20 protein-coding genes are annotated in these 18,083 nt (G+C 66.9%); 6 read left to right on the forward strand and 14 right to left on the reverse strand.

Annotation, left to right across the window (positions count from 1 at the left end; all coding sequences use genetic code 11):
* Nucleotides 1–363: SMC-Scp complex subunit ScpB (gene scpB / locus VK533_RS11460; RefSeq protein ID WP_324377722.1), on the reverse strand; the 363-nt coding region annotated here is incomplete at its 3' end.
* Complete coding sequence (locus VK533_RS11465) at nt 363–1,112, reverse strand: ScpA family protein (RefSeq protein WP_324377724.1); 750 nt, start codon at nt 1,110–1,112, stop codon at nt 363–365. The genes scpB and VK533_RS11465, both read right to left, overlap by 1 nt.
* Before the next feature lie 182 nt (nt 1,113–1,294).
* Between VK533_RS11465 and VK533_RS11470 the strand changes: the two genes are divergently transcribed.
* Nucleotides 1,295–2,413: an acyltransferase gene (locus tag VK533_RS11470; protein WP_324377726.1), complete on the forward strand. Its 1,119-nt coding sequence runs from the start codon at nt 1,295–1,297 to the stop codon at nt 2,411–2,413.
* Here the strand turns inward: VK533_RS11470 and VK533_RS11475 are convergent.
* The gene (locus VK533_RS11475; protein ID WP_324377728.1) at nt 2,394–2,975 is read right to left on the reverse strand and encodes a TetR/AcrR family transcriptional regulator; all 582 of its coding nucleotides are present in this window, start codon (nt 2,973–2,975) and stop codon (nt 2,394–2,396) included. The genes VK533_RS11470 and VK533_RS11475 overlap by 20 nt on opposite strands.
* Before the next feature lie 96 nt (nt 2,976–3,071).
* Between VK533_RS11475 and VK533_RS11480 the strand changes: the two genes are divergently transcribed.
* Nucleotides 3,072–3,707: a hypothetical protein gene (locus VK533_RS11480; RefSeq protein WP_324377730.1), complete on the forward strand. Its 636-nt coding sequence runs from the start codon at nt 3,072–3,074 to the stop codon at nt 3,705–3,707.
* A 10-nt stretch (nt 3,708–3,717) separates the two neighbouring features.
* Here the strand turns inward: VK533_RS11480 and VK533_RS11485 are convergent, their stop codons facing one another.
* Nucleotides 3,718–4,833, reverse strand: a complete 1,116-nt coding sequence (locus tag VK533_RS11485) for an NAD(P)/FAD-dependent oxidoreductase (protein ID WP_324377732.1) — start codon at nt 4,831–4,833, stop codon at nt 3,718–3,720.
* Between the two features lie 55 nt (nt 4,834–4,888).
* Here VK533_RS11485 and VK533_RS11490 point away from each other — a divergent pair, with 55 nt between their 5' ends.
* Nucleotides 4,889–5,335, forward strand: coding sequence for a MarR family winged helix-turn-helix transcriptional regulator (locus VK533_RS11490; RefSeq protein WP_324377734.1), 447 nt, complete (start codon nt 4,889–4,891; stop codon nt 5,333–5,335).
* Between the two features lie 67 nt (nt 5,336–5,402).
* On the opposite strand, the gene VK533_RS11495 is transcribed toward VK533_RS11490, so the two are convergent.
* Genes VK533_RS11495 through argS form a run of 4 tightly spaced genes read right to left on the reverse strand, consistent with a single transcriptional unit; the run spans nt 5,403 to nt 9,317 of the window.
* On the reverse strand, nt 5,403–5,678 hold the full coding sequence (locus tag VK533_RS11495; RefSeq protein WP_324377736.1) for an acylphosphatase: 276 nt from the start codon (nt 5,676–5,678) through the stop codon (nt 5,403–5,405).
* 37 nt (nt 5,679–5,715) lie between these two features.
* A complete protein-coding gene (gene nagZ / locus VK533_RS11500) occupies nt 5,716–6,732 on the reverse strand; it encodes a beta-N-acetylhexosaminidase (protein ID WP_324377738.1) in 1,017 nt (338 codons plus the stop codon).
* Nucleotides 6,732–7,586, reverse strand: coding sequence for an SPOR domain-containing protein (locus VK533_RS11505; protein ID WP_324377740.1), 855 nt, complete (start codon nt 7,584–7,586; stop codon nt 6,732–6,734). Before VK533_RS11505 ends, nagZ begins: the two co-directional genes overlap by 1 nt.
* A gap of 3 nt (nt 7,587–7,589) precedes the next feature.
* A complete protein-coding gene (gene argS / locus VK533_RS11510; RefSeq protein ID WP_324377742.1) occupies nt 7,590–9,317 on the reverse strand; it encodes an arginine--tRNA ligase in 1,728 nt (575 codons plus the stop codon).
* 119 nt (nt 9,318–9,436) lie between these two features.
* On the opposite strand from argS, the gene VK533_RS11515 reads away from it, so the two are divergent.
* Both VK533_RS11515 and VK533_RS11520 read left to right on the forward strand, forming a co-directional pair.
* Nucleotides 9,437–9,949 carry a hypothetical protein gene (locus tag VK533_RS11515; RefSeq protein WP_324377745.1) on the forward strand — a complete coding sequence of 171 codons (513 nt, stop codon included), beginning with the start codon at nt 9,437–9,439 and terminating at the stop codon, nt 9,947–9,949.
* Nucleotides 9,950–9,999: 50 nt separating this feature from the next.
* Entirely contained in the window at nt 10,000–10,590 is a 591-nt protein-coding gene (locus VK533_RS11520) for a class I SAM-dependent methyltransferase (RefSeq protein ID WP_324377746.1), read from the forward strand.
* On the opposite strand, the gene VK533_RS11525 is transcribed toward VK533_RS11520, so the two are convergent.
* The 3 genes from VK533_RS11525 to VK533_RS11535 all read right to left on the reverse strand — a co-directional run bounded on the left by VK533_RS11525 (nt 10,587) and on the right by VK533_RS11535 (nt 13,207).
* On the reverse strand, nt 10,587–11,282 hold the full coding sequence (locus VK533_RS11525) for an HAD family hydrolase (RefSeq protein ID WP_324377749.1): 696 nt from the start codon (nt 11,280–11,282) through the stop codon (nt 10,587–10,589). The genes VK533_RS11520 and VK533_RS11525 overlap by 4 nt on opposite strands.
* Nucleotides 11,283–11,318: 36 nt before the next feature.
* Nucleotides 11,319–11,957, reverse strand: a complete 639-nt coding sequence (locus VK533_RS11530; protein WP_324377751.1) for a hypothetical protein — start codon at nt 11,955–11,957, stop codon at nt 11,319–11,321.
* 86 nt (nt 11,958–12,043) lie between these two features.
* On the reverse strand, nt 12,044–13,207 hold the full coding sequence (locus tag VK533_RS11535; protein WP_324377752.1) for a deoxyguanosinetriphosphate triphosphohydrolase: 1,164 nt from the start codon (nt 13,205–13,207) through the stop codon (nt 12,044–12,046).
* A gap of 90 nt (nt 13,208–13,297) precedes the next feature.
* On the opposite strand from VK533_RS11535, the gene VK533_RS11540 reads away from it, so the two are divergent.
* Nucleotides 13,298–13,720, forward strand: a complete 423-nt coding sequence (locus VK533_RS11540) for an LIC_13387 family protein (RefSeq protein ID WP_324377755.1) — start codon at nt 13,298–13,300, stop codon at nt 13,718–13,720.
* Here VK533_RS11540 and VK533_RS11545 read toward each other — a convergent pair.
* The 3 genes from VK533_RS11545 to ftsA form a co-directional block, all read right to left on the reverse strand.
* Complete coding sequence (locus tag VK533_RS11545; RefSeq protein WP_324377757.1) at nt 13,717–15,087, reverse strand: tetratricopeptide repeat protein; 1,371 nt, start codon at nt 15,085–15,087, stop codon at nt 13,717–13,719. The genes VK533_RS11540 and VK533_RS11545 overlap by 4 nt on opposite strands.
* 129 nt (nt 15,088–15,216) lie before the next feature.
* Nucleotides 15,217–16,695: a cell division protein FtsZ gene (gene ftsZ / locus VK533_RS11550; RefSeq protein ID WP_324377759.1), complete on the reverse strand. Its 1,479-nt coding sequence runs from the start codon at nt 16,693–16,695 to the stop codon at nt 15,217–15,219.
* 132 nt (nt 16,696–16,827) lie between these two features.
* A complete protein-coding gene (gene ftsA, locus VK533_RS11555; RefSeq protein WP_324377761.1) occupies nt 16,828–18,075 on the reverse strand; it encodes a cell division protein FtsA in 1,248 nt (415 codons plus the stop codon).
* Nucleotides 18,076–18,083 lie beyond the last annotated feature (8 nt).

Consider the following 18,083-nt stretch of genomic DNA (forward strand, 5'->3'; position numbering starts at 1 on the left):
CTCGATCAGCGCATCGAGCGTCCCTTTTGAGATCTGAACGCCACGAATTGCCTCGATTTCGGCGCGGCTGACGGGCTCATGATAGGCGATGATCGCGAGCGTTTCGATGCCCGCTCGGGACAATTTACGCGGCTCTTCGCGCTCGCGGCGCAGGATATGGGCGAGATCCGGCGCGGTTTGCAGCAACCAGCGGCCGCCGCGCTCGACCAGTTCGATCCCGCGGCCTTCATACAGTTCGGCCAGTTCGGCGAGTGCGGCCTTGGGGTCCTCGATCCCGGTCGCGGCGGTGACGTCGGCCGGGGTCATCGGCGCTTCGGCCGCGAACAAAGCCGCCTCGAGCGCGCGGAGGGGATCGCCGATCATCATGCTGCCTTCACCATCAAGGGCGCGAACGCCGCCTCCTGCGCCAGTTGGAGCCGGCCCTGCTTGGCCAATTCGAGCGCTGCCACGAAGCTGGACGCCATCGCCGAGCGATGATGATCGGGCTCAAGTCCGAGCGGCAGGAAGCTTTCCAGGGCGGCCCATTCGAGCCTTTGGCCGACCATCTTCGCGACCAGCGCGAGCGCCTCCTCCAAGGTCATCACCCGGCGCCGCGCGACGATGTGGAAGGCGGGCTGGGTGCGCGCCTTGACCACGCCATAGGCCGCGATGAGATCGTAGAGCGAGGCTTCCCATTTGGGCCGGCGCACGACGCGCAGCCCTTCGGGATCGCCGCGCAGAAAGACGTCGCGCCCGATCCGGTCGCGCGCCATCAGCCGCGCGCCGGCCTCGCGCATCGCGGCGAGGCGCTGGAGGCGGAGCTGGAGGCGCAGCGCCAGTTCCTCGGGGCTGGGTTCGACATCGGGGTCGCGCGGCAGCAGCAAGGCCGACTTCAGATAAGCCAGCCACGCCGCCATCACGAGATAATCGGCCGCCAGTTCCAGCTTGAGCGCGCGCGCTTCGTTGATGAAGGCGATGTATTGATCGACCAGAGCGAGGATCGAGATCTGCTTGAGATCGACCTTCTGCGTGCGCGCGAGCGTGAGCAAAAGATCGAGCGGCCCTTCCCACCCGTCGATCGCGATGGTCAGCGCCTCTTGCGGCTCGGGCTGGAAGTCGAACTCCTCGTCCATCGCCGAAAGACTAGCCCGACGTACGGCGGAGTCGATGCGGACGCCGGCAAAAGTCGTGGATAACTCTGAAGATGGGATTCCCCTCCCGCTTGCGGGAGGGGAGAACCGACATCGTTGTCAAACCGAAACCGGCGTGGCAGGCTCGGTCGAAACGGCACAAAGCCGGCGAGGGGATGATCTGAATGACGGGCACCAATACAGCCGAGGCGATCGTGCATCCCGATGCGACCGCCACGGGCAAGCCGCATTACGAAGTGCTCGACGGCCTGCGCGGCACCGCTGCGGTCATGGTCGTGATCTTCCACATCATGGGCATGCCGATCGCCTGGTCCGACCAGGGCCAGTGGCTGCACCATGCCGCGATGGCGGTCGATTTCTTCTTCGGCCTGTCGGGCTTCGTGGTCGCCTACGCTTACGATGCGCGCTGGACGCGGATGTCGGTCGGGCAATTCTGCACGTTTCGCCTGATCCGCCTGCATCCGCTCGTTCTGCTGGGGGTGGCGCTCGGGCTGATCAGCTTCCTCGTCGATCCCTTCGCCCCGGACCAGAAATTGATCCCGCTTTCGGTGGTGCTGCGCGACTTTGCCCTGGCCTGCCTGCTGTTGCCGCATGCGGTCCTGCCCAATCGATGGACCGACACCCACAGCCTGAACAGTCCGGCCTGGTCGCTGCTCCAGGAATATATCGGCAACCTCGCCTATGCGCTCGTGCTGCGGCGGCTGGGGACGCGCGCGCTGGGCGCGGCCCTCGCGGTGACGGCCGCCGTGCTGCTGTGGCTGCTGTGGCAGCGGAACAGCATCGACATGGGCTCGGACTGGACGACCTGGTGGGGCGCTCCGGCGCGGATGGCGTTCTCCTTCACCATGGGCCTGTGGCTTTACCGGGTGCGCGAGCGCGCGCCGAAGTTGCGCCTGAGCTGGGTCGCGCTGAGCGCGATCCTGGTGCTCATCTTTGCCACGCCACTCGTGCCGCACTCCGTCCCGCACGGCAACGGCCTGTTCGAGGCCGTCGCCGCCATGGTGCTGTTTCCGGCGATCATCCTGTGCGGTGCCCATAGCGAGATCGGCAAGGTTGAGTTGGCGCTCTGCAAGTTCGCGGGCCGGATCTCCTATCCGCTCTACATCCTGCACTACCCGTTCCTGTTGATTTACATGAACTACGCGCTGTTCCGCAAACCGCCCGCCTCGACCCTCTATCTGGCCGGCGCCGGGTCGTTCGTGCTGGTGGTCGCCGCCAGCTGGCTGGCGCTGAAGCTCTATGACGAGCCGGTGCGGGCGTGGCTCAAGCGGGCGCTGACCTAGCGCCGGAAAGCAGGTCGATCAGATCGTCGACCAGGTCCGTCGGATCCGCCCCGCCCTTGCCATCGGCGGCGAGATGGCCGCCCAGGGCCAGATCGATCGCGCCATGCGCGGTCGCCATCAGCAGGGCCGCGGTGCGTTCGTCATCCTCGGGCCACCCCGCGACCTGGACGCGCACGCCGCGCAAAATGTCGACGAAAGCGAGACGGGTAGTGCCCGCCGCCTCGTCCAGCGCATCGTCATGCCGGGTCCAGCCGCCGAACAGGAGATGAAAGCGGTAGGGATTGGCCATGGCCCAGGCGATATGATCGCGCGCCAGCGCGCGTAGCGCGCCGAGCGGACTGGCGGCCTGCTCGACGATCCCTGCCATCATGCCCCGCCGCACGGCGAATTCGCGCACCGCGACCGCCGCCAGCAGCGCTTCCTTGTCGCGGAAATGTTTGTAGGGCGCGTTGTGCGACACGCCCGCGCGCTCGCCCACGCCGCGCAGGGTGACGCCGTCCGGGCCGGAGTGGTCGAGCAGATCCGCCGCTGCATCCAATATCGCATCGCGCACCGAAGCCATGGCCAGTCCCTGCCGGGGCAGGTTGACAACGTCAACGTGAATGCGCTTAGGTTGACACTGTCAACCAAGAGGTGAGTCGTGGGGAAACGGGCGATCTTGCAATCATTCCGGCTGATCGCGGGGATGCTGGCGACGACGATGGCGGTCCAGGCGCAAGCGGCCTGCGCGCCGCCCGCCGGCTTTGTCGATCGGCCCGCACCGGCGGTTCTGCCGTTCGATCGGCTGGCTTCGCATAGCGAGAGCGTGACCATCGACCGTCCGCTGGCCGTGGTGCTGCGCATCGTCCAGGCGACGCCGCTGAAGGACGCGATCGATCACCGATCCAGCCTGCCGGGCGTATCGGGTACGCATATGCTGACGCCGGGCGATTTCGATCGGCCGGGCGCGCGCCGGCTGACCTGCCTGACCGACGGATCGACGGTGGAAGAGCAAATCCTGGTGAACCGCTCCGGCACCGGCGCCGCCATCTTCCAATATGTGGTCTGGAATTACACGACCGAGCGGGCACGCCCGATCGATTATGGGGTCGGCCGGTTCGTGCGCACCCAATCCAGCGACGGCCGCACCCACACGCGCTGGACCTATGGCTTCGCGTTAAAGCAGGACCGGTTTCCGGGAAGGCTCGGCGGCTTCGGCGAATTCCTGTTCCGCAAATTCTTCCTCGAGCGCGATTATGCGACGATGATGCGCAACTCGCTGGCCGGAGAAAAAGCGCGCGCGGAGCAGAGGTGATCGTGCGGCCTCAGGCTTCGAGCCGATGGCGATAATGGGCGAGCACCGGCGCCGCGCCATCGGGTGAGAGCGCGACCTCCGCGCCCATATGCGCCTCTTCGGCGGCGGGTTTCGCGCGCTCCGCCATCTGTGCTTCGTAGCGCGCGACCGCGGACCAGCCCTCGCCCGAGGTGAGTGCCTCGGCGAGGTCGGCGGCATCGGCCAGCGCCAGATTCACGCCTTCGCCCGCGAAGGGCGACATGAGGTGAGCGGCATCGCCGAGCAGGGTCAGGCCGGGCCGGCTTTCCCAGACATGGCCGATCGGCAAGGCCTGGATCGACCGGACCGCGATCAGTTCGCCGACCTCGATCATCCGCGTGAGCGAAGGTGCCCAACCGGCAAAGGCCTCGCGCATAAAGGTGCGGACCTGATCGGCCGACAGGGCTTCGAGCCTGCGCGCTTCCTCTTCCGGCGTGCGCAGCGCGGCATAGCCGCGGATATGCTGGTGGCCGTTACGCTGCGCGACGAGCGCGCGGTTGTTGCCGACCGCGAACATCTTGCCGCCGCCGGCCAATTCATCGACTTCAGGATAAAGCCGGGCGTCGAAGCCGAGTTCGATGAAGGTGATGCCCTCATAAAGGGGCTGCGCATCTGACAATAAGGGGCGCACGCGCGACCAGGCGCCATCCGCGCCGACGACGATGTCGAAATCCTGGGGCTCGCCATCGAGGACGACGCGCCAGCCATCGCCATTGGGGAGGATCGCCTCGACCTTGCTGCTCCAGCGCACGCTTCCGGGCACGAGCGCGTCGAGCAATATCTGGCGGAGCGCGGAGCGATCGATCTCGGGCCGCTCCTCGCCCTCTCCGTCATGATCGAACAGGATATTGCCGTCGGGATCGTAGAGCCGGTCCCCCTGATCCTCGGGCCGCGCATGCGCCAGGAAGGCTTCTTCCAGCCCGGCGAGGCGGATCGCGCGCAGCCCGGTGTCGCCATGCAGATCGAGCGAACCGCCCTGCGGCCGTTCGTCGGCATGCGCGTCGCGTTCGAGCAGGACCGGGGCGAGGCCGCTGATCTGCAGCAGACGGGCGAGCATCAGGCCGCCGGGGCCGCCGCCGATGATCCCGATACGAGGGGCACTTGTCACGACTTGATCCTCCATTTACATAGGAGCCTATACAATAAACATAGGACGCTATGCAATGGCGATCGACGATTGGCATGCCGACAAAATGCCGGGCCATTATTTCAGCCGGATCGCGCGCGGCATGATGCGGATCGGCGACCTGCGCTTGCGCGAACTTGGTTTCGCGACCGCCCAGCTTCCCGTGCTGACCGCGCTCAAGGACGGCGCGAAACTGTCGCAGACCGAGCTGGCGCGCTGGGCCAAGGTCGAGCAGCCGACCATGGCGCAATTGCTGTCGCGGATGGAGCGCGACGGCCTCATCCGGCGCGAGCCCGATCCGGCCGACCGGCGCAGCAGCCTGATCGCACTGACCGACGATGCGCGCGCCAGATTGCCGGCGGGCCGGCAAATCCTGATTCAGGGCAACAAGGATATCACACGGGGCCTGTCCGAGGACGAAATGGCGACGTTGCTCTCGTTGCTGGAGCGCGTACTCGCGAACGTCGAGGCGTTAGAGGCTTAGAACCGACTACCCCAAGCCCGTCATTCCCGCGTTCGCGGGAATGACGGGAATTACTAAGCCGAGCAGCCTATTCGGTTGGCCGCCGCGTAAACCCATCGACCGGCTGCAATTCAGCCTGCCGCGCATCGATCCGGTCGACGCGCGAGGCGGGCGAGCCTTCGCGCAACCGGTCGGTGAGGCGCTCGACCAGGTCGGGCTCGCCTATCGCATAGACTTCGACACTCCCGTCGCGTCGGTTGCGCACCCAACCCGATACGCCGATCGCGCGCGCGGCTTCGATCGTCCAGTCGCGGAAGAAGACGCCCTGGACGTGGCCCTCGATCCGGATGCTCCGTGCAATCATATGGAGGGAAAGCCTGCCGGTTGATCCAGGTTCCGGATCAGGCTTCGGCAGAGAGTGCCAGCAGGGTGTCACGCCTGGCGACAAGCTCGTCGAACGCGGTCTTGTCCGTCCCGCCCGCGATCGTCGCCATCGCCGCGTCCAGCCGCTCCCGCGCGCGCGGCGCGATTTCGCCGACACCGGCCACGCAGGCCTGCATCTCGGCCATGTCGCCGGAGCAATGGAGCCCGACGTCGCAACCGGCCGCGATCACGCCCGCCGCGCGATCGGTGAAACTTCCCTTGAGCGCGTGCATGCCGAGATCGTCGGACATGAGCAGATTGTCGAAGCCGATCCGGCCGCGAACGATCTCGCCGATCACCTTGGGCGACAGGCTGGCGCACTGATCCTTGTCCCAGGTGGTGTAAACGACGTGCGCGGTCATCGCCATCGGCGCCCAGGCAAGCGTCTTGAACGGCGCGAGATCGGTTTCGAGTTCCTCGGCGGAGGCATCGACCACCGGCAGCTCGATATGGCTGTCCGACATCGCGCGGCCGTGGCCGGGGACATGCTTGACCACACCGACCGCCCCGCCCGCCTTCAGTCCTTCGAGCGTGGCGCGGCCGAGGGCGGCGACGCGCAGCGGCTCGGTGCCGAGCGCACGGTCGCCGATGATGTCGTGCGCGCCGGGCTGGCGGACGTCGAGCAAGGGCAGGCAATCGACGTTGACGCCGACCTCGCGCAGCATCACCGCCAGCGCCTGGGCATTGGCGCGGATCGCCTCGATCGCGGACATCGGGCCGATATCGTAGAGTTTGTCGAAGTCGCTCCCACGCGGAAAAGCCGGCCATTCGGGCGGCTGCATGCGCGCGACCCGCCCGCCTTCCTGATCGATCAGGATCGGCACATCGTCGCGGCCCGCGATCGATCGAAGCTCGTCGGTGAGCGCCTTCATCTGCACGCGATCAGTGACGTTGCGCTTGAACAGGATGAAGCCCGCGGGTGCGACCTCGCGGAAGAAAGCACGCTCGTCGTCGGTCAAAGCCGGGCCGGCGAGGCCCAGGATCAACGGCGTCATCAATCGACCACGTTGCAGGTTTCGCCGGCGACCTTGAGCTGCGCGCACAGGCGCTTGGCGTCCCCGCCGCTCGCACGCAGGCGATAGAGCGTGGCATCGCCGACCTTGACCGGGGTGATCGACATATTGAGCGGCGCGAGCGTGCTGAAGCGCGTCGAGAGCGACTTCCACACCTGCTTGGCCTTGGCCTCGCTGCCGAGCGCGCCGAGCTGGATCGTGCCGCTGCCGCCGCTCGCCGAAGCCGGCGCGGACGGCGCAGCCGGGACGGGCGGCGCCTTGGCGACGGGCGCGGGCGGCGGCGCCTTCACCACCGGGGCCGAGGCGGCGGTCGGCGGCGCATAAGCGAGCGCGGGATGCGGCGGAACCTTGGGCGGCTGCGCGGGCGTGGCGACCGGAGGCGCGGCCGGAGCGCCCGGACGGGCGGCCACAGGCGCGGGTGCGGGCGCCGGTGCGGCGCTCTGGTCGCTGCCGGGGCGGGTGACGGGCTGTTCGGGAATCCGGGTGAGGTCGATCGGGCTGTCGATATCGGTGCCCGTGCCCATCTTGGCGGCGAGCACGTCGCCTTCATTGACCTGGAGGCCGCCGGGGTTGGCCGGCTTTTCCTTATAGGGTCCGGCAGGCGCGTGGATCACCTCGCCGATATCGGCGCTCGCGGCGCGATGGCGCTGCCACAGGATGAAGCCGCCGAAGAGGATGGCGAGCGCGACCAGGACGATCACGATCCACAGCGCAAGGCGGCCACCGCCGCCCCCGCCCGTCTCGGGATAATCGTCCTCGTCCTCGACCGGCTCGAGCCAGGGCAGGCGCTCGTTGCCGAGCGCTTCGCCGCCGAAACCGCGTCGGATCTCCGCCATCCCTTACATCTCCTCCGCCGCGGCGACGCCCATCACGCCGAGCCCGTTCCGGATAACCTGCCCGATCGCATCGGCAAGCGCCAGACGCGCAGCGGTGATCGCGGCATCGTCCGCGACGAGGAAGCGGCGGGACGGATCGTCGTTGCCGCGATTCCACAGCGCGTGGAAGGCGGCGGCGAGATCGTAGAGGTAGAAGGCGATGCGGTGCGGCTCGTGCGCATTGGCCGCGCCCTCGATGATACGCGGATATTGCGCGGTGAGCTTCACCAGCGTCAGCTCCTCATCGTCGAGCAGCGACAGATCGGCCTTCTCCGGCAACACGATCCCGGCCTCAACCGCGCGGCGATGAAGCGAGGCGATGCGGGCATGGGCATACTGGACGTAGAAGACCGGATTGTCCTTCGACGCCTCGACCACCTTGGCGAAATCGAAATCCATCTGCGCGTCGGCCTTGCGGGCGAGCATGGTGAAACGCACCACGTCCTTGCCCACTTCGTCGACCATGTCGGCGATGGTGATGAACTTGCCCGAGCGCTTGGACATCTTGACCGGCTCGCCCGCGCGCATCAGCCGGACCATCTGGACCAGCTTCACGTCGAACGGCTTCTCGCCGTGGGTCAGCGCCTTCACCGCCGCCTGGATGCGCTTGACCGTGCCGGCATGGTCCGCGCCCCAGATGTCGATCAGCATGTCGGCCGTCTCGGCCTTCTGCGCATGGTAAGCGAGATCGGTGCCGAAATAGGTGAGACCGCCATCGGCCTTGCGCACCGGGCGATCCTGATCGTCGCCGAACTGGGTCGCGCGGAACAGGGTCATTTCGGTCGGTTCCCAATCGTCGGGGAGCTCGCCCTTGGGCGCTTCGAGCACGCCTTCGTAGATCAGGCCTTCGCGGCGCAACCGATCGAACGCGGCGTCGACCCGGCCTTCATCCTGCACGGCGGCTTCGGACGCGAACACGTCATGATGGATGCCGAGCAAGGCCAGATCGGCGCGGATCATGTCCATCATCGCCGCGACCGCCTTGGTGCGGAACAGGTCGAGCCATTCGCTCTCGGGCTTGCCGACATAGGCGTCGCCAAATTCGGTGGCGAGCGCCTGCCCGATCGGGATCAGATAGTCGCCGGGATAGAAGCCTTCCGGAATCTCGATCGTCTCGCCGAGCGCCTCGCGGTAACGCAAATGCGCCGAGCGGCCGAGCGTCTGCACCTGCGCGCCCGCATCGTTGATATAATATTCGCGGATGACCTTGTGCCCGGCATATTCGAGCAGGGTGGCGAGCGCATCGCCGACGATCGCGCCGCGCGCATGGCCCATATGCATCGGCCCGGTCGGGTTGGCCGAGACATATTCGACATTGACGGTCTTGCCCTGCCCCATCGCCGAGCGGCCATAATCGCCGGCTTCGGTCAGGATCGTGGACAGCTCGTCGCGCCAGGTGCCGTCCGACAGACGCACGTTGATGAAGCCCGGGCCGGCAATCTCGACCGAGGTAACATAATCGAGCGCGGCGAGCTTCGGCTCAATCAGTCCGGCGAGCGCGCGCGGATTGGTGGCGGCGGGCTTGGCCAGCACCATCGCAGCGTTGGTGGCGAGATCGCCATGGCTGGGGTCGCGCGGCGGCTCGACCGTGACGTTGCGGCGATCGAGCCCGCGCGCGAGCACGCCCTCCGCTTCCAGCGCATCGAGCGCGGCGGCGAGATCGGCGGCGAAACGGGCGTAGAGCGTCGGCAAGTCGGCAGGTCCAGTGATAAGAGAAGGCGCGCTGTTAGCGGATGGCGGTGGCCACGTCACGCCAATCGACAGCGCTTTTCGGGAGCGTTATGCTCAAGCAACACAGTTTGGGGAATGAGATGCAAGGCCAGCCCACTTCGGCTTACGTCAGTCTCATCATTTATGCGGTGGTGATTTGTCTGGTGCTGGTTCTTCGTGGTCGGCGTGTCGGTCGACACCAGCCGTTGCGGGTTGAATTTCTGTGGATCGTGCCGGCGATCTATGCAGCGGGGGCTGCTGCCTTTCTGTATGAGACCCCGCTCCATGGAATTGATTGGCTTTGGGCTGCGCTTGCATTGGGCGCAGGAGCCGTTGCGGGGTGGTGGCGCGGCAGCTCCATTCACATCAGTGTGGATCCGGAAACGCATACGCTCAACCAAAAGACCTCTTGGGCGACGATGGGCTTCGTGCTGATCCTCGTTCTGGTCCGCCGCGGCTTGGGTTTCGAGGCGATGTCACACGGTTTCAACCCCCGTTTAGTCGTCGATCTGCTTATGGTGTTCGCGCTTGGCCTATTGTCAGTAAGCCGGCTGGAGATGTTTCTGCGGGCGCGGCGCTTACTCAAAGAGGCGCTGACGGAGACGTTCAGCTGAGCAAGGCACCGAGCGCGACCTTTATCCGCGAGCATCTGCCGCTGCGGCCGGTGCCGTTCGTTCCGGAGATCAGGCTCCACAAGGCGGATCCGCACAGCGGGCTCAACCGGCTGGCCCAAACCGACCCCGATTTCGGCAGCCCCTATTGGGCGCATTATTGGGGCGGCGGGCTGGCGTTGGCGCGGTATCTGCTCGACCAGCCGGCTTTGGTGGCGGGGCGCAGCCTGCTCGACCTTGGCACCGGTTCGGGCATCGTCGCGATTGCGGCGTGCCTCGCCGGTGCGAGCCCGGTGAAGGCGGCGGACGTCGATCCTTATTCCGTCGCGGCTGCCCGGCTGAACGCCGAGGCCAATCTGGTCTCAATTGAAACCGTCCTCGGCGACCTCACCTTTGCGACGCCACCGCACGTCGAGGTGCTGGCGATCGGCGATCTGTTCTACGATGCGGATGTCGCCGCGCGCGTGCTGCGCTTCGCCCAAGCCAGCGCAGCCCAGGGCACGTTGGTGCTGATCGGCGACCCGCGCCGCGCGCATCTGCCGCTCGCCCTGTTGGAGGAAGTGGCAGCCTATTCGGTGTCCGAATTGAGCGGCGCGACCGGCCACAATGCCAAGCCGGCCTGCGTCTATCGGCTGCGCGCCTAACCGATCGTATCGATCCAGGCCGGCAGATCGGCGAGGCGGTCGAGTTGGCGGAAGCGGGGATGCGCTTCGGGCGCGGCGGCACTTTCGTGAACCCAGCCGCCCTCCTGCGGGATGAAAGCAGCCCACGCCCCGGCCTCGAGCGCGGGGCGCACGTCCGACCGCATCGAATCCCCGGCCATCATCGCGCGCTCCGCCGCGACGTCATAGCGGGCGAACAGGCGGCGGAAGGTATCGGCATTCTTGTCGCTCACGATCTCGATTCCGCTGAAGCGGTCGCCGAGACCCGAGGCGGCGAGCTTGGCCTCCTGATGGAGCAGATCGCCCTTGGTCACGAGCACGAGCCGGCCGCGATCCGCGAGCGCGGCAAGCGTATCCTCGACGCCATCGAACAATATGACCGGATGATCGAGCAAGGCGCGGCCCGCCGCCAGGATCGCCGCGACCAGATCCTTCGAGAGATTGTCGCCCGCCAGTTCGACCGCGGTCTCGACCATCGACAAGGTGAAGCCCTTGGCGCCATAGCCGTAAAGCTTGAGGTTACGCGCCTCGCAGGCGTTCAATGTGTCGCGGGTGACATGCGCCTCGGCGAACGGCGCCAGCATCGCCAGCAGGGCATGCTCGGTCGCGTTGAAGTGGCGCATATTGTGCCACAGCGTGTCGTCGGCATCGAGGCAGATGAGGTCGATCGGCATGACGCGGCCTTAACCGCGCCGGCAGCGCTCAGCCAATCAGAAACCGAAGGCGGACGAGGAGGAGTCCGAGCTGTCGACCTGGTCGAACAGCGACAGCGATCCTTCGGTGACGACCTTGGCGGCATTGTCGCGGAACTGCTGGGTCCAGCCGCGTGCCTGGCGTTCTTCCGGGCTCATCGCATCATATTGGGTGACGAGGCTCTGGCTGTAGCTCGACAGGCTGCTCATGCTCATGCCGCCCGATATGGCGGACGCGAAATCGTTCTTGGTCTGCTGATCGAGCGCGGTCTTGGCGGCGCGCTGTTCGGCGGGAGTGAACTGGTTGCCCTGGTTGAGCACGACCGCCGACAAGGCTCGGCCGCTCAGCTGGCTGAAATTCGCGGTCTGCGGCTTACCCGCCGCCTTTTCCGCGGCATATAAAGTGTCGAGCGACGAACGGACCGTGTTCGCCAGATCGGTGAAATCCGTGGCATTGTCGTCAGCCTCGGCCGCCGCTGCCTGCGCATTGGGCGAGATGCTGACGCCGTCGTCGTCGGTCGAGGAGCCAGTGGTAGCGGGCGTCGTCGCACCCGAACTGTCGCCTTCCAGCTTGGCGATCGCCGCGCTGTAGGTGGCGCTGGTATAGGACGTGGTGGACTGGGTGCTGCTGCCGGAAATCAGGGACCAGAGCGACATGGACGCTTCTCCGCGTGGAATGACGCCGCGCTAAAGCGGTCTGGTTAACAAGAAGGAAACCATGCGGCGGGTTGAGCGGCGGCCGGCTAGACGCCTTCCGGCATGTCGACCGGGCCAACCACATCGCGATAGCGCGCGACCGCGTAGCGATCGGTCATGCCGGCGATGAAGTCACCGATATGGCGGGTGCGGGCAGGTTCGTCCTGCGGCAGGCGCGCGCGCCAATCCTCCGGCAGCGCAGCGGGATCGGTCATATAGGCCTGGGTCAGCCCACCGACGATCGTGCGTGCCTGATCCGCGACCGCGAGCTGCTGCGGGTGGTGATAGAGTTTGGCATACATGAAGCGCTTCAGCTCGCGCTCGGCCGCCGCCATTTCGGGTGAGAAGGCGATCAAAGGCGCGGGCGCGGCACGGACATCGTCGATCGAACGCGGGCCGGCGGCGTCGATCCGGCGGCGGCTTTCGGCGAGCAGATCGGCGACCATCCGGCCGATCTGATCGCGGATCAGTTCGCCGAGCAGATCCGCGTCGCTGCTGTCCGGCCAACGGTCGCGCGCATTGGCCCAGCCTTCCGCGACCACTGGAATGGTGCGGGCTTCGTCGATCGACAGCAGTCCGGCGCGGATGCCGTCGTCGATATCGTGATTGTCGTAGGCGATATCGTCGGCAAGCGCGGCGACCTGCGCTTCGAGCGAGGGCTGGCCGGACAGATCGAGCGCCCAGTCGGCATCGATCTCGGCCAGCGCCCAGCTGGGGTTCGCGATCGGGCCATTATGCTTGGCGAGTCCTTCCAGCATCTCCCAGCTCAGGTTGAGGCCGGGATGGTGGACATAGGGGGAATCCAGCCGCGTCAGCGTGCGCAAGGTATGGGCGTTGTGATCGAAGCCGCCGGCATGCACCATCGCCTCTTTCAGCGCATCCTCGCCGGCATGGCCGAAGGGCGGGTGGCCGATATCGTGGGCGAGGCACAAAGCCTCGGTCAGATCCTCGTTGAGGCCGAGCGCGCGGGCGATGGTGCGGCCGATCTGCGCGACCTCGAGGCTGTGGGTGAGACGCACGCGGAAATGATCGCCGTCGGGCGCGACAAACACCTGCGTCTTGTGGCGCAGGCGACGGAACGAGATCGAATGGACGATGCGGTCGCGGTCGCGCTGATACTCGTCGCGCTGGCCGCGCGCGGTGGCGGACGAGAGCGGGTAGCGGCGCCCGCGGCTGTGCGCGGGATCGGCAGCATAAGGGGCGAACGCCATGCGGGGCAGATGGCGACCGGCGGCGCGATTGTCGAGGGGCGGTTCCTGGAAGATAAGGGCCAGCTGCCAAGATTGAGAGCGGAGGCTAAGATGCGCCCTACCCTGTTCTACCGGATCGCCGCGATCCTGTTGCTGCTGTTCGCCGCGGGCCACACCTTTGGCTTCCTGAGCTTTCTGCCCGCGTCGGCTGAGGGACAGGCCGTCGTCCACGCAATGGCGACGCCGCTGTCGGAGGACGGCGCGCGCTTCAGCTATGCCGGTTTCTATCGGGGCTTCGGCCTCTATGGCGGCATGGCCCTGCTACTGATGGCGGTCTGGGCATGGTGGCTGGGATCGCTCGCCCGGACCCTGCCGCGCGCGACGATCGTTCCCGGCATCGCGATGATGCTGTTCCAATTGGGCGGTCTCGTGCTGGCGCTGCTCTATTTCCCGCTGCCGCCGGTGATCTTCTCGGCCGTGTTGGTGTTCGTCCTGGGCGTGGCGGTGGCCGGCGCGGCGCGCTCGCAACCTTAGTCGACGCGTTCGACCGGATCGCCCGCCCTGGTTTCGACGCGGAAGGTGGAGAAGCCTTCCTTCTTGCGCTCGCCGACCCAATCCTGCGCCGCCTTCGACGACGCGAACGGCCCGATCAGCAGGCGGTTGGTGAAGCGGTAATGCATCGTCCAGGGCGAGCGGCCGGCGAGTTGCGACGGCCACCGGCTTTTCTGCTTGTCCCATTCCTTACCCAAGTCGCGCTTGTTGGCGCCGCCCGCGATCTGGACCCAATGGCGCGCCGGATTCTTGCGCGCGACCTCGCGGGCCTCGGCCTCTTCCTCGCGCTTCGCTTTGGCGGCGGCTTCGGCTGCCTGGCGACGCTTGTCGGCGGCGCGCGTCCTGGCGTCGAGCTTCGCCTGTGCGGCGGAGTTGACCTGCGGTTCCTGCGCGGGCGGCGCCGATATAGCCTGCGACGCGGCGGCGACCTCGGCGAAAGTCTGGACGGGCGCGGAGGGCGGCGCGAGCGTGGCGCGATCGACCTGGATGCGGGGCGCGGCGACGACGACGGGTTTGACTTCGGGCGGGGTCTCGCCCGGGAAGCGCCCGAAATGAACCGCCGCCGCCTTGTCCGATTGCTTGAGACCCGCGAGCCGGGGCAGATAGGGATTGAGCTCGGCGACCTGATCGGGCGGCAGCACGAGCGAGGCGTCGTGTTGTGCGTCGGCGAGATCGCCGGTCAACGCATAGACGAACACGCGGTCGCGCCATGCGGGCACGTCCTGCTTGCGCAGCAGCGGATCGAGCGTCGCCAGCGCGGAGACGCGGTCGCCGGCAATGGCATAGCTCAATGCGAGCCGGCGGGTGACCTCGTCGCTGGGCTTGGTGCGCAGCGCGAGGCCGTAATCGGCCTGCGCGCGTTTGGGCGCGCCGCGCAGATCATAAGCCAGCCCGCGATCGGCGGCGATGTCGGCCTGGTTCACGCCGAGCGTCACCGCTTCGTTGAACAGGCGCAGCGCGGCGCGGGCATTGCCATTGGCCAGCATCGTGCCGGCAAGCCCGGCCTTCACCGGGCCGTTCTTGGGATCGAGCACGTCAGCGCGCGAGAAGAAGCCGGCGGCGGCGTTGGTGTCGCCGACATCGAGCGCGGCGCGGCCGGCGCCGATCAACGCGACCATGTCGTCGGGCGTGGCGGCGAGGATGCGCAGATAGCGTGACAGTGCCTCGGCGCTATCGCCGCGCGCGGCGGCGGCCTGCGCGAGCTGGAGCGCGTCGGGGGCGAGCTGCTGCGGCGCCTCGATCGGCTGCATCTCCCCCTCCTCCTGCTGCTGTTGCGCGTGAAGGATAGCAGGCAGGGCTGCGAGAGCGGCGGCAAGCGCCAGCAGGCGGATCTTCGGAACCGGGAACACGGCGCAGGTCAAAGCCGGAGCGCGGCCAAGTTGCAAGAGGTGCAATGCGCGCCGTCGCTCAGGCGTTGCGGCGCAGCGACGGAAGAGCCTCCTCCCCTCCCGCAAGCGGGAGGGGAATAAGGAGCAGACTTACTGGTTGCTCTGGCGGTTGAGGAAGCGCGGAATGTCGAGCGGATCCCGCGCGCCTTCTTCCTCTTCTTCCTCATCGGCGGTGCCGAGCTTGGACGAACCGCGCGCCATGCTCGACATGCGCTCGAACAAGGTGCTGCCACCGCGCGACGGCGCGGGATCGGCCGCGACCGGGGCAGCTTCCTCCTCGTCATTGTCCTGCAGCCAGCGGCGCGGGCCCGATGCGCGGGCGGGCGCGGCTTCGGCGGCGTCTTCGTCGAACGCGGCGATCGCCTCATGCTCCTCCGGGGTCGCGCTGACCTGGGTCTCTTCGCCCAGCACCAGTTCGTCCTCATCATCCTCGACGTCGAGCGCCGGCGCCGGGGTGGCCGGCTCGGCGAGATCGAGCGTCGGCGCTTCGAGCGGTGCGATCGGGGTCCGTGCGACGGCCGGCTCCGAACCCGGAATGCGCACTTCGGTACGGCTGCGCGACGGGAAGCTGAACGACTTGGCGGGCTCGGGCATGTTGGCGGCGTCCGCCTCGATCCCGGTCGCGACGACCGAGACGCGGATTTTGCCGTCGAGATCGTTGTTGAACGCCGAACCCCAGATGATGTTCGCGTCCGGATCGACCAGATCCTTGATGTGGTTGGCGGCTTCGTCGACCTCGAGCAGGCGCATATCCTCGCCGCCGGTGATCGAGACGATGACGCCCTTGGCGCCCTTCATCGAAACCCCGTCGAGCAGCGGGTTCGCGATCGCCTTTTCGGCGGCCTCGATCGCGCGATTGTCGCCGGCGGCCTCGCCCGTGCCCATCATCGCCTTGCCCATCTCGCTCATGACGGAGCGGACGTCGGCGAAGTCGAGGTTGATCAGGCCCGGCATGACCATCAGATCGGTGATGCCGCGCACGCCCTGCTGCAGCACCTGATCCGCCATCAGGAAGGCTTCCTTGAAGGTCGTGTTCGGGTTCGCGATCAGGAACAGGTTCTGGTTCGGGATCACGATCAAGGTATCGACGTGCTTCTGCAGTTCCTGGATGCCGGCCTCGGCCGAGCGCATCCGGCGCGAACCTTCGAAGCTGAACGGCTTGGTGACGACGCCGACGGTGAGGATGCCCTTTTCCCGCGCGGCCTTGGCGATCACGGGCGCGGCGCCGGTGCCGGTGCCGCCGCCCATGCCTGCGGCGATGAAGCACATATGCGCGCCGTCGAGCGCCTTTTCGACCTGCTCCATCGTCTCTTCGGCGGCGGCGCGGCCGATTTCGGGCCGCGAGCCGGCGCCGAGGCCCTGCGTAATCTTCATGCCGAGCTGGATGCGGCTTTCGGCGGGCGAGGCGTTGAGCGCCTGCGCGTCGGTGTTGCAGACGATGAAATCGACCCCCTGCACCTCGGACGCGATCATGTTGGCGATGGCGTTGCCGCCTGCACCACCGACCCCGATCACGCTGATGCGGGGCTTAAGCTCATCGACCTCGGGCCGGAGGAATTCGATCGCCATCTTAGTCTCCATTCATCAGCGGAACGCCGCGTTTCGGTAAAGTGCCTCAAGTGATTCGCGGGCGCGAGAGCTTTTTAAGGTTAACGGTATCTTTTCGTGTGGATCGTTTCCCAAAAGATTCAGTCTCGCGCCTCAATAATTGCTTCTGACGGCCGCAATCAGCCGCTGAACCATGCCCGATGGGGACATGCGGGTGATCGGCTGGGGGCCCTGAACGATGCGCAGATCGATCGGATCGGACGCCGCGTAGAGGACCAGACCGGCCAAAGTGGAAAAGCTCATGCCCGAATGCGCTTCCGGCATGCCGATCAGTCCGCGCGGACGCCCGACGCGGACCGAACGGCCAAGCACGCCCTGCGCATAGTCGGCGATACCCTTCAATTCTGCCCCGCCGCCGGTGAGCACCAGCCGACGCGCGATAGGCCCGGTGAAGCCGAGGCCCTTCAGCGCCTCCTCGATAGCGGCGAACCAATGTTCGAGCCGCTGGCGAATGACCGAGATGAGTTGGGCGCGGCTGATGCGGAGCGGCTCGGCGCCGTCCGGGCCGCCCGCGACCTCAATCATCTCGTGATTGTCGCGCGGGCTCGTCTGGGCCGAGCCGTGGAAGCATTTCAGACGCTCGGCCTGCGCGCGGCGCATGCCGAAGGTCGAGGCGATATCGTCGGTGATCTCGCCCGCGCCGAGCGGCAGTGACGCGAGACCCACGAGAAGGCCGCCCGCGAACAACGAAACGTTGGTCACGCCCGCGCCCAGTTCGACCAGGGCGACGCCGAGCTCGCGTTCCTCTTCGCTCAGGCACGCCATCGCGGTCGCGATCGGCGAGGCGACGATCGACTTGACCGCGAGATGGGCGGAGCGGACGCACAGATCGAGATTGCGGACCGGCGACGGATCGGCCGAGACGACGTGGATATCGACACCGAGCTTTTCGGCATGGAGCCCGAGCGGCTGGCGGACGCCGTTGAGGCCATCGAGCGTGTACAATGCGGGCTGGGCGTGGAGCACCATCCGCCCTTCCGGGTCGATCGAATTGCGGCCGGCATTGAGCAGTTCGTCGATGTCCCGCTGCTCGATCCGCTGGCCGCCGAGCGCGACCTCGACCGAAGCGACATCGCTATAGAGGCCGCCCGCCGAGAAGCTGACCCATACCTCCTCGATATTGGTGCGCGCGATCCGTTCGGCCTGCTCGACCGCCTCGCGCACCGCATGTTCGGTACGCTCCATATCGGTGATGAAGCCGTGCTTGACGCCGCGGCTCTCGCGCTGACCGGTGCCGAGCACCTGCAGCCCGCCCTCGGCCGGCTGGGCAATGAGCGCGGCGATCTTCGACGAGCCTATATCGACTGCGGTGATCAGGCCTTCGGCGCGGGGCTGTGCCATTATGCGGG

The sequence above is a fragment of the Sphingomonas sp. genome, from assembly GCF_035317925.1.
Taxonomy (GTDB): Bacteria; Pseudomonadota; Alphaproteobacteria; order Sphingomonadales; family Sphingomonadaceae; genus Sphingomonas_I.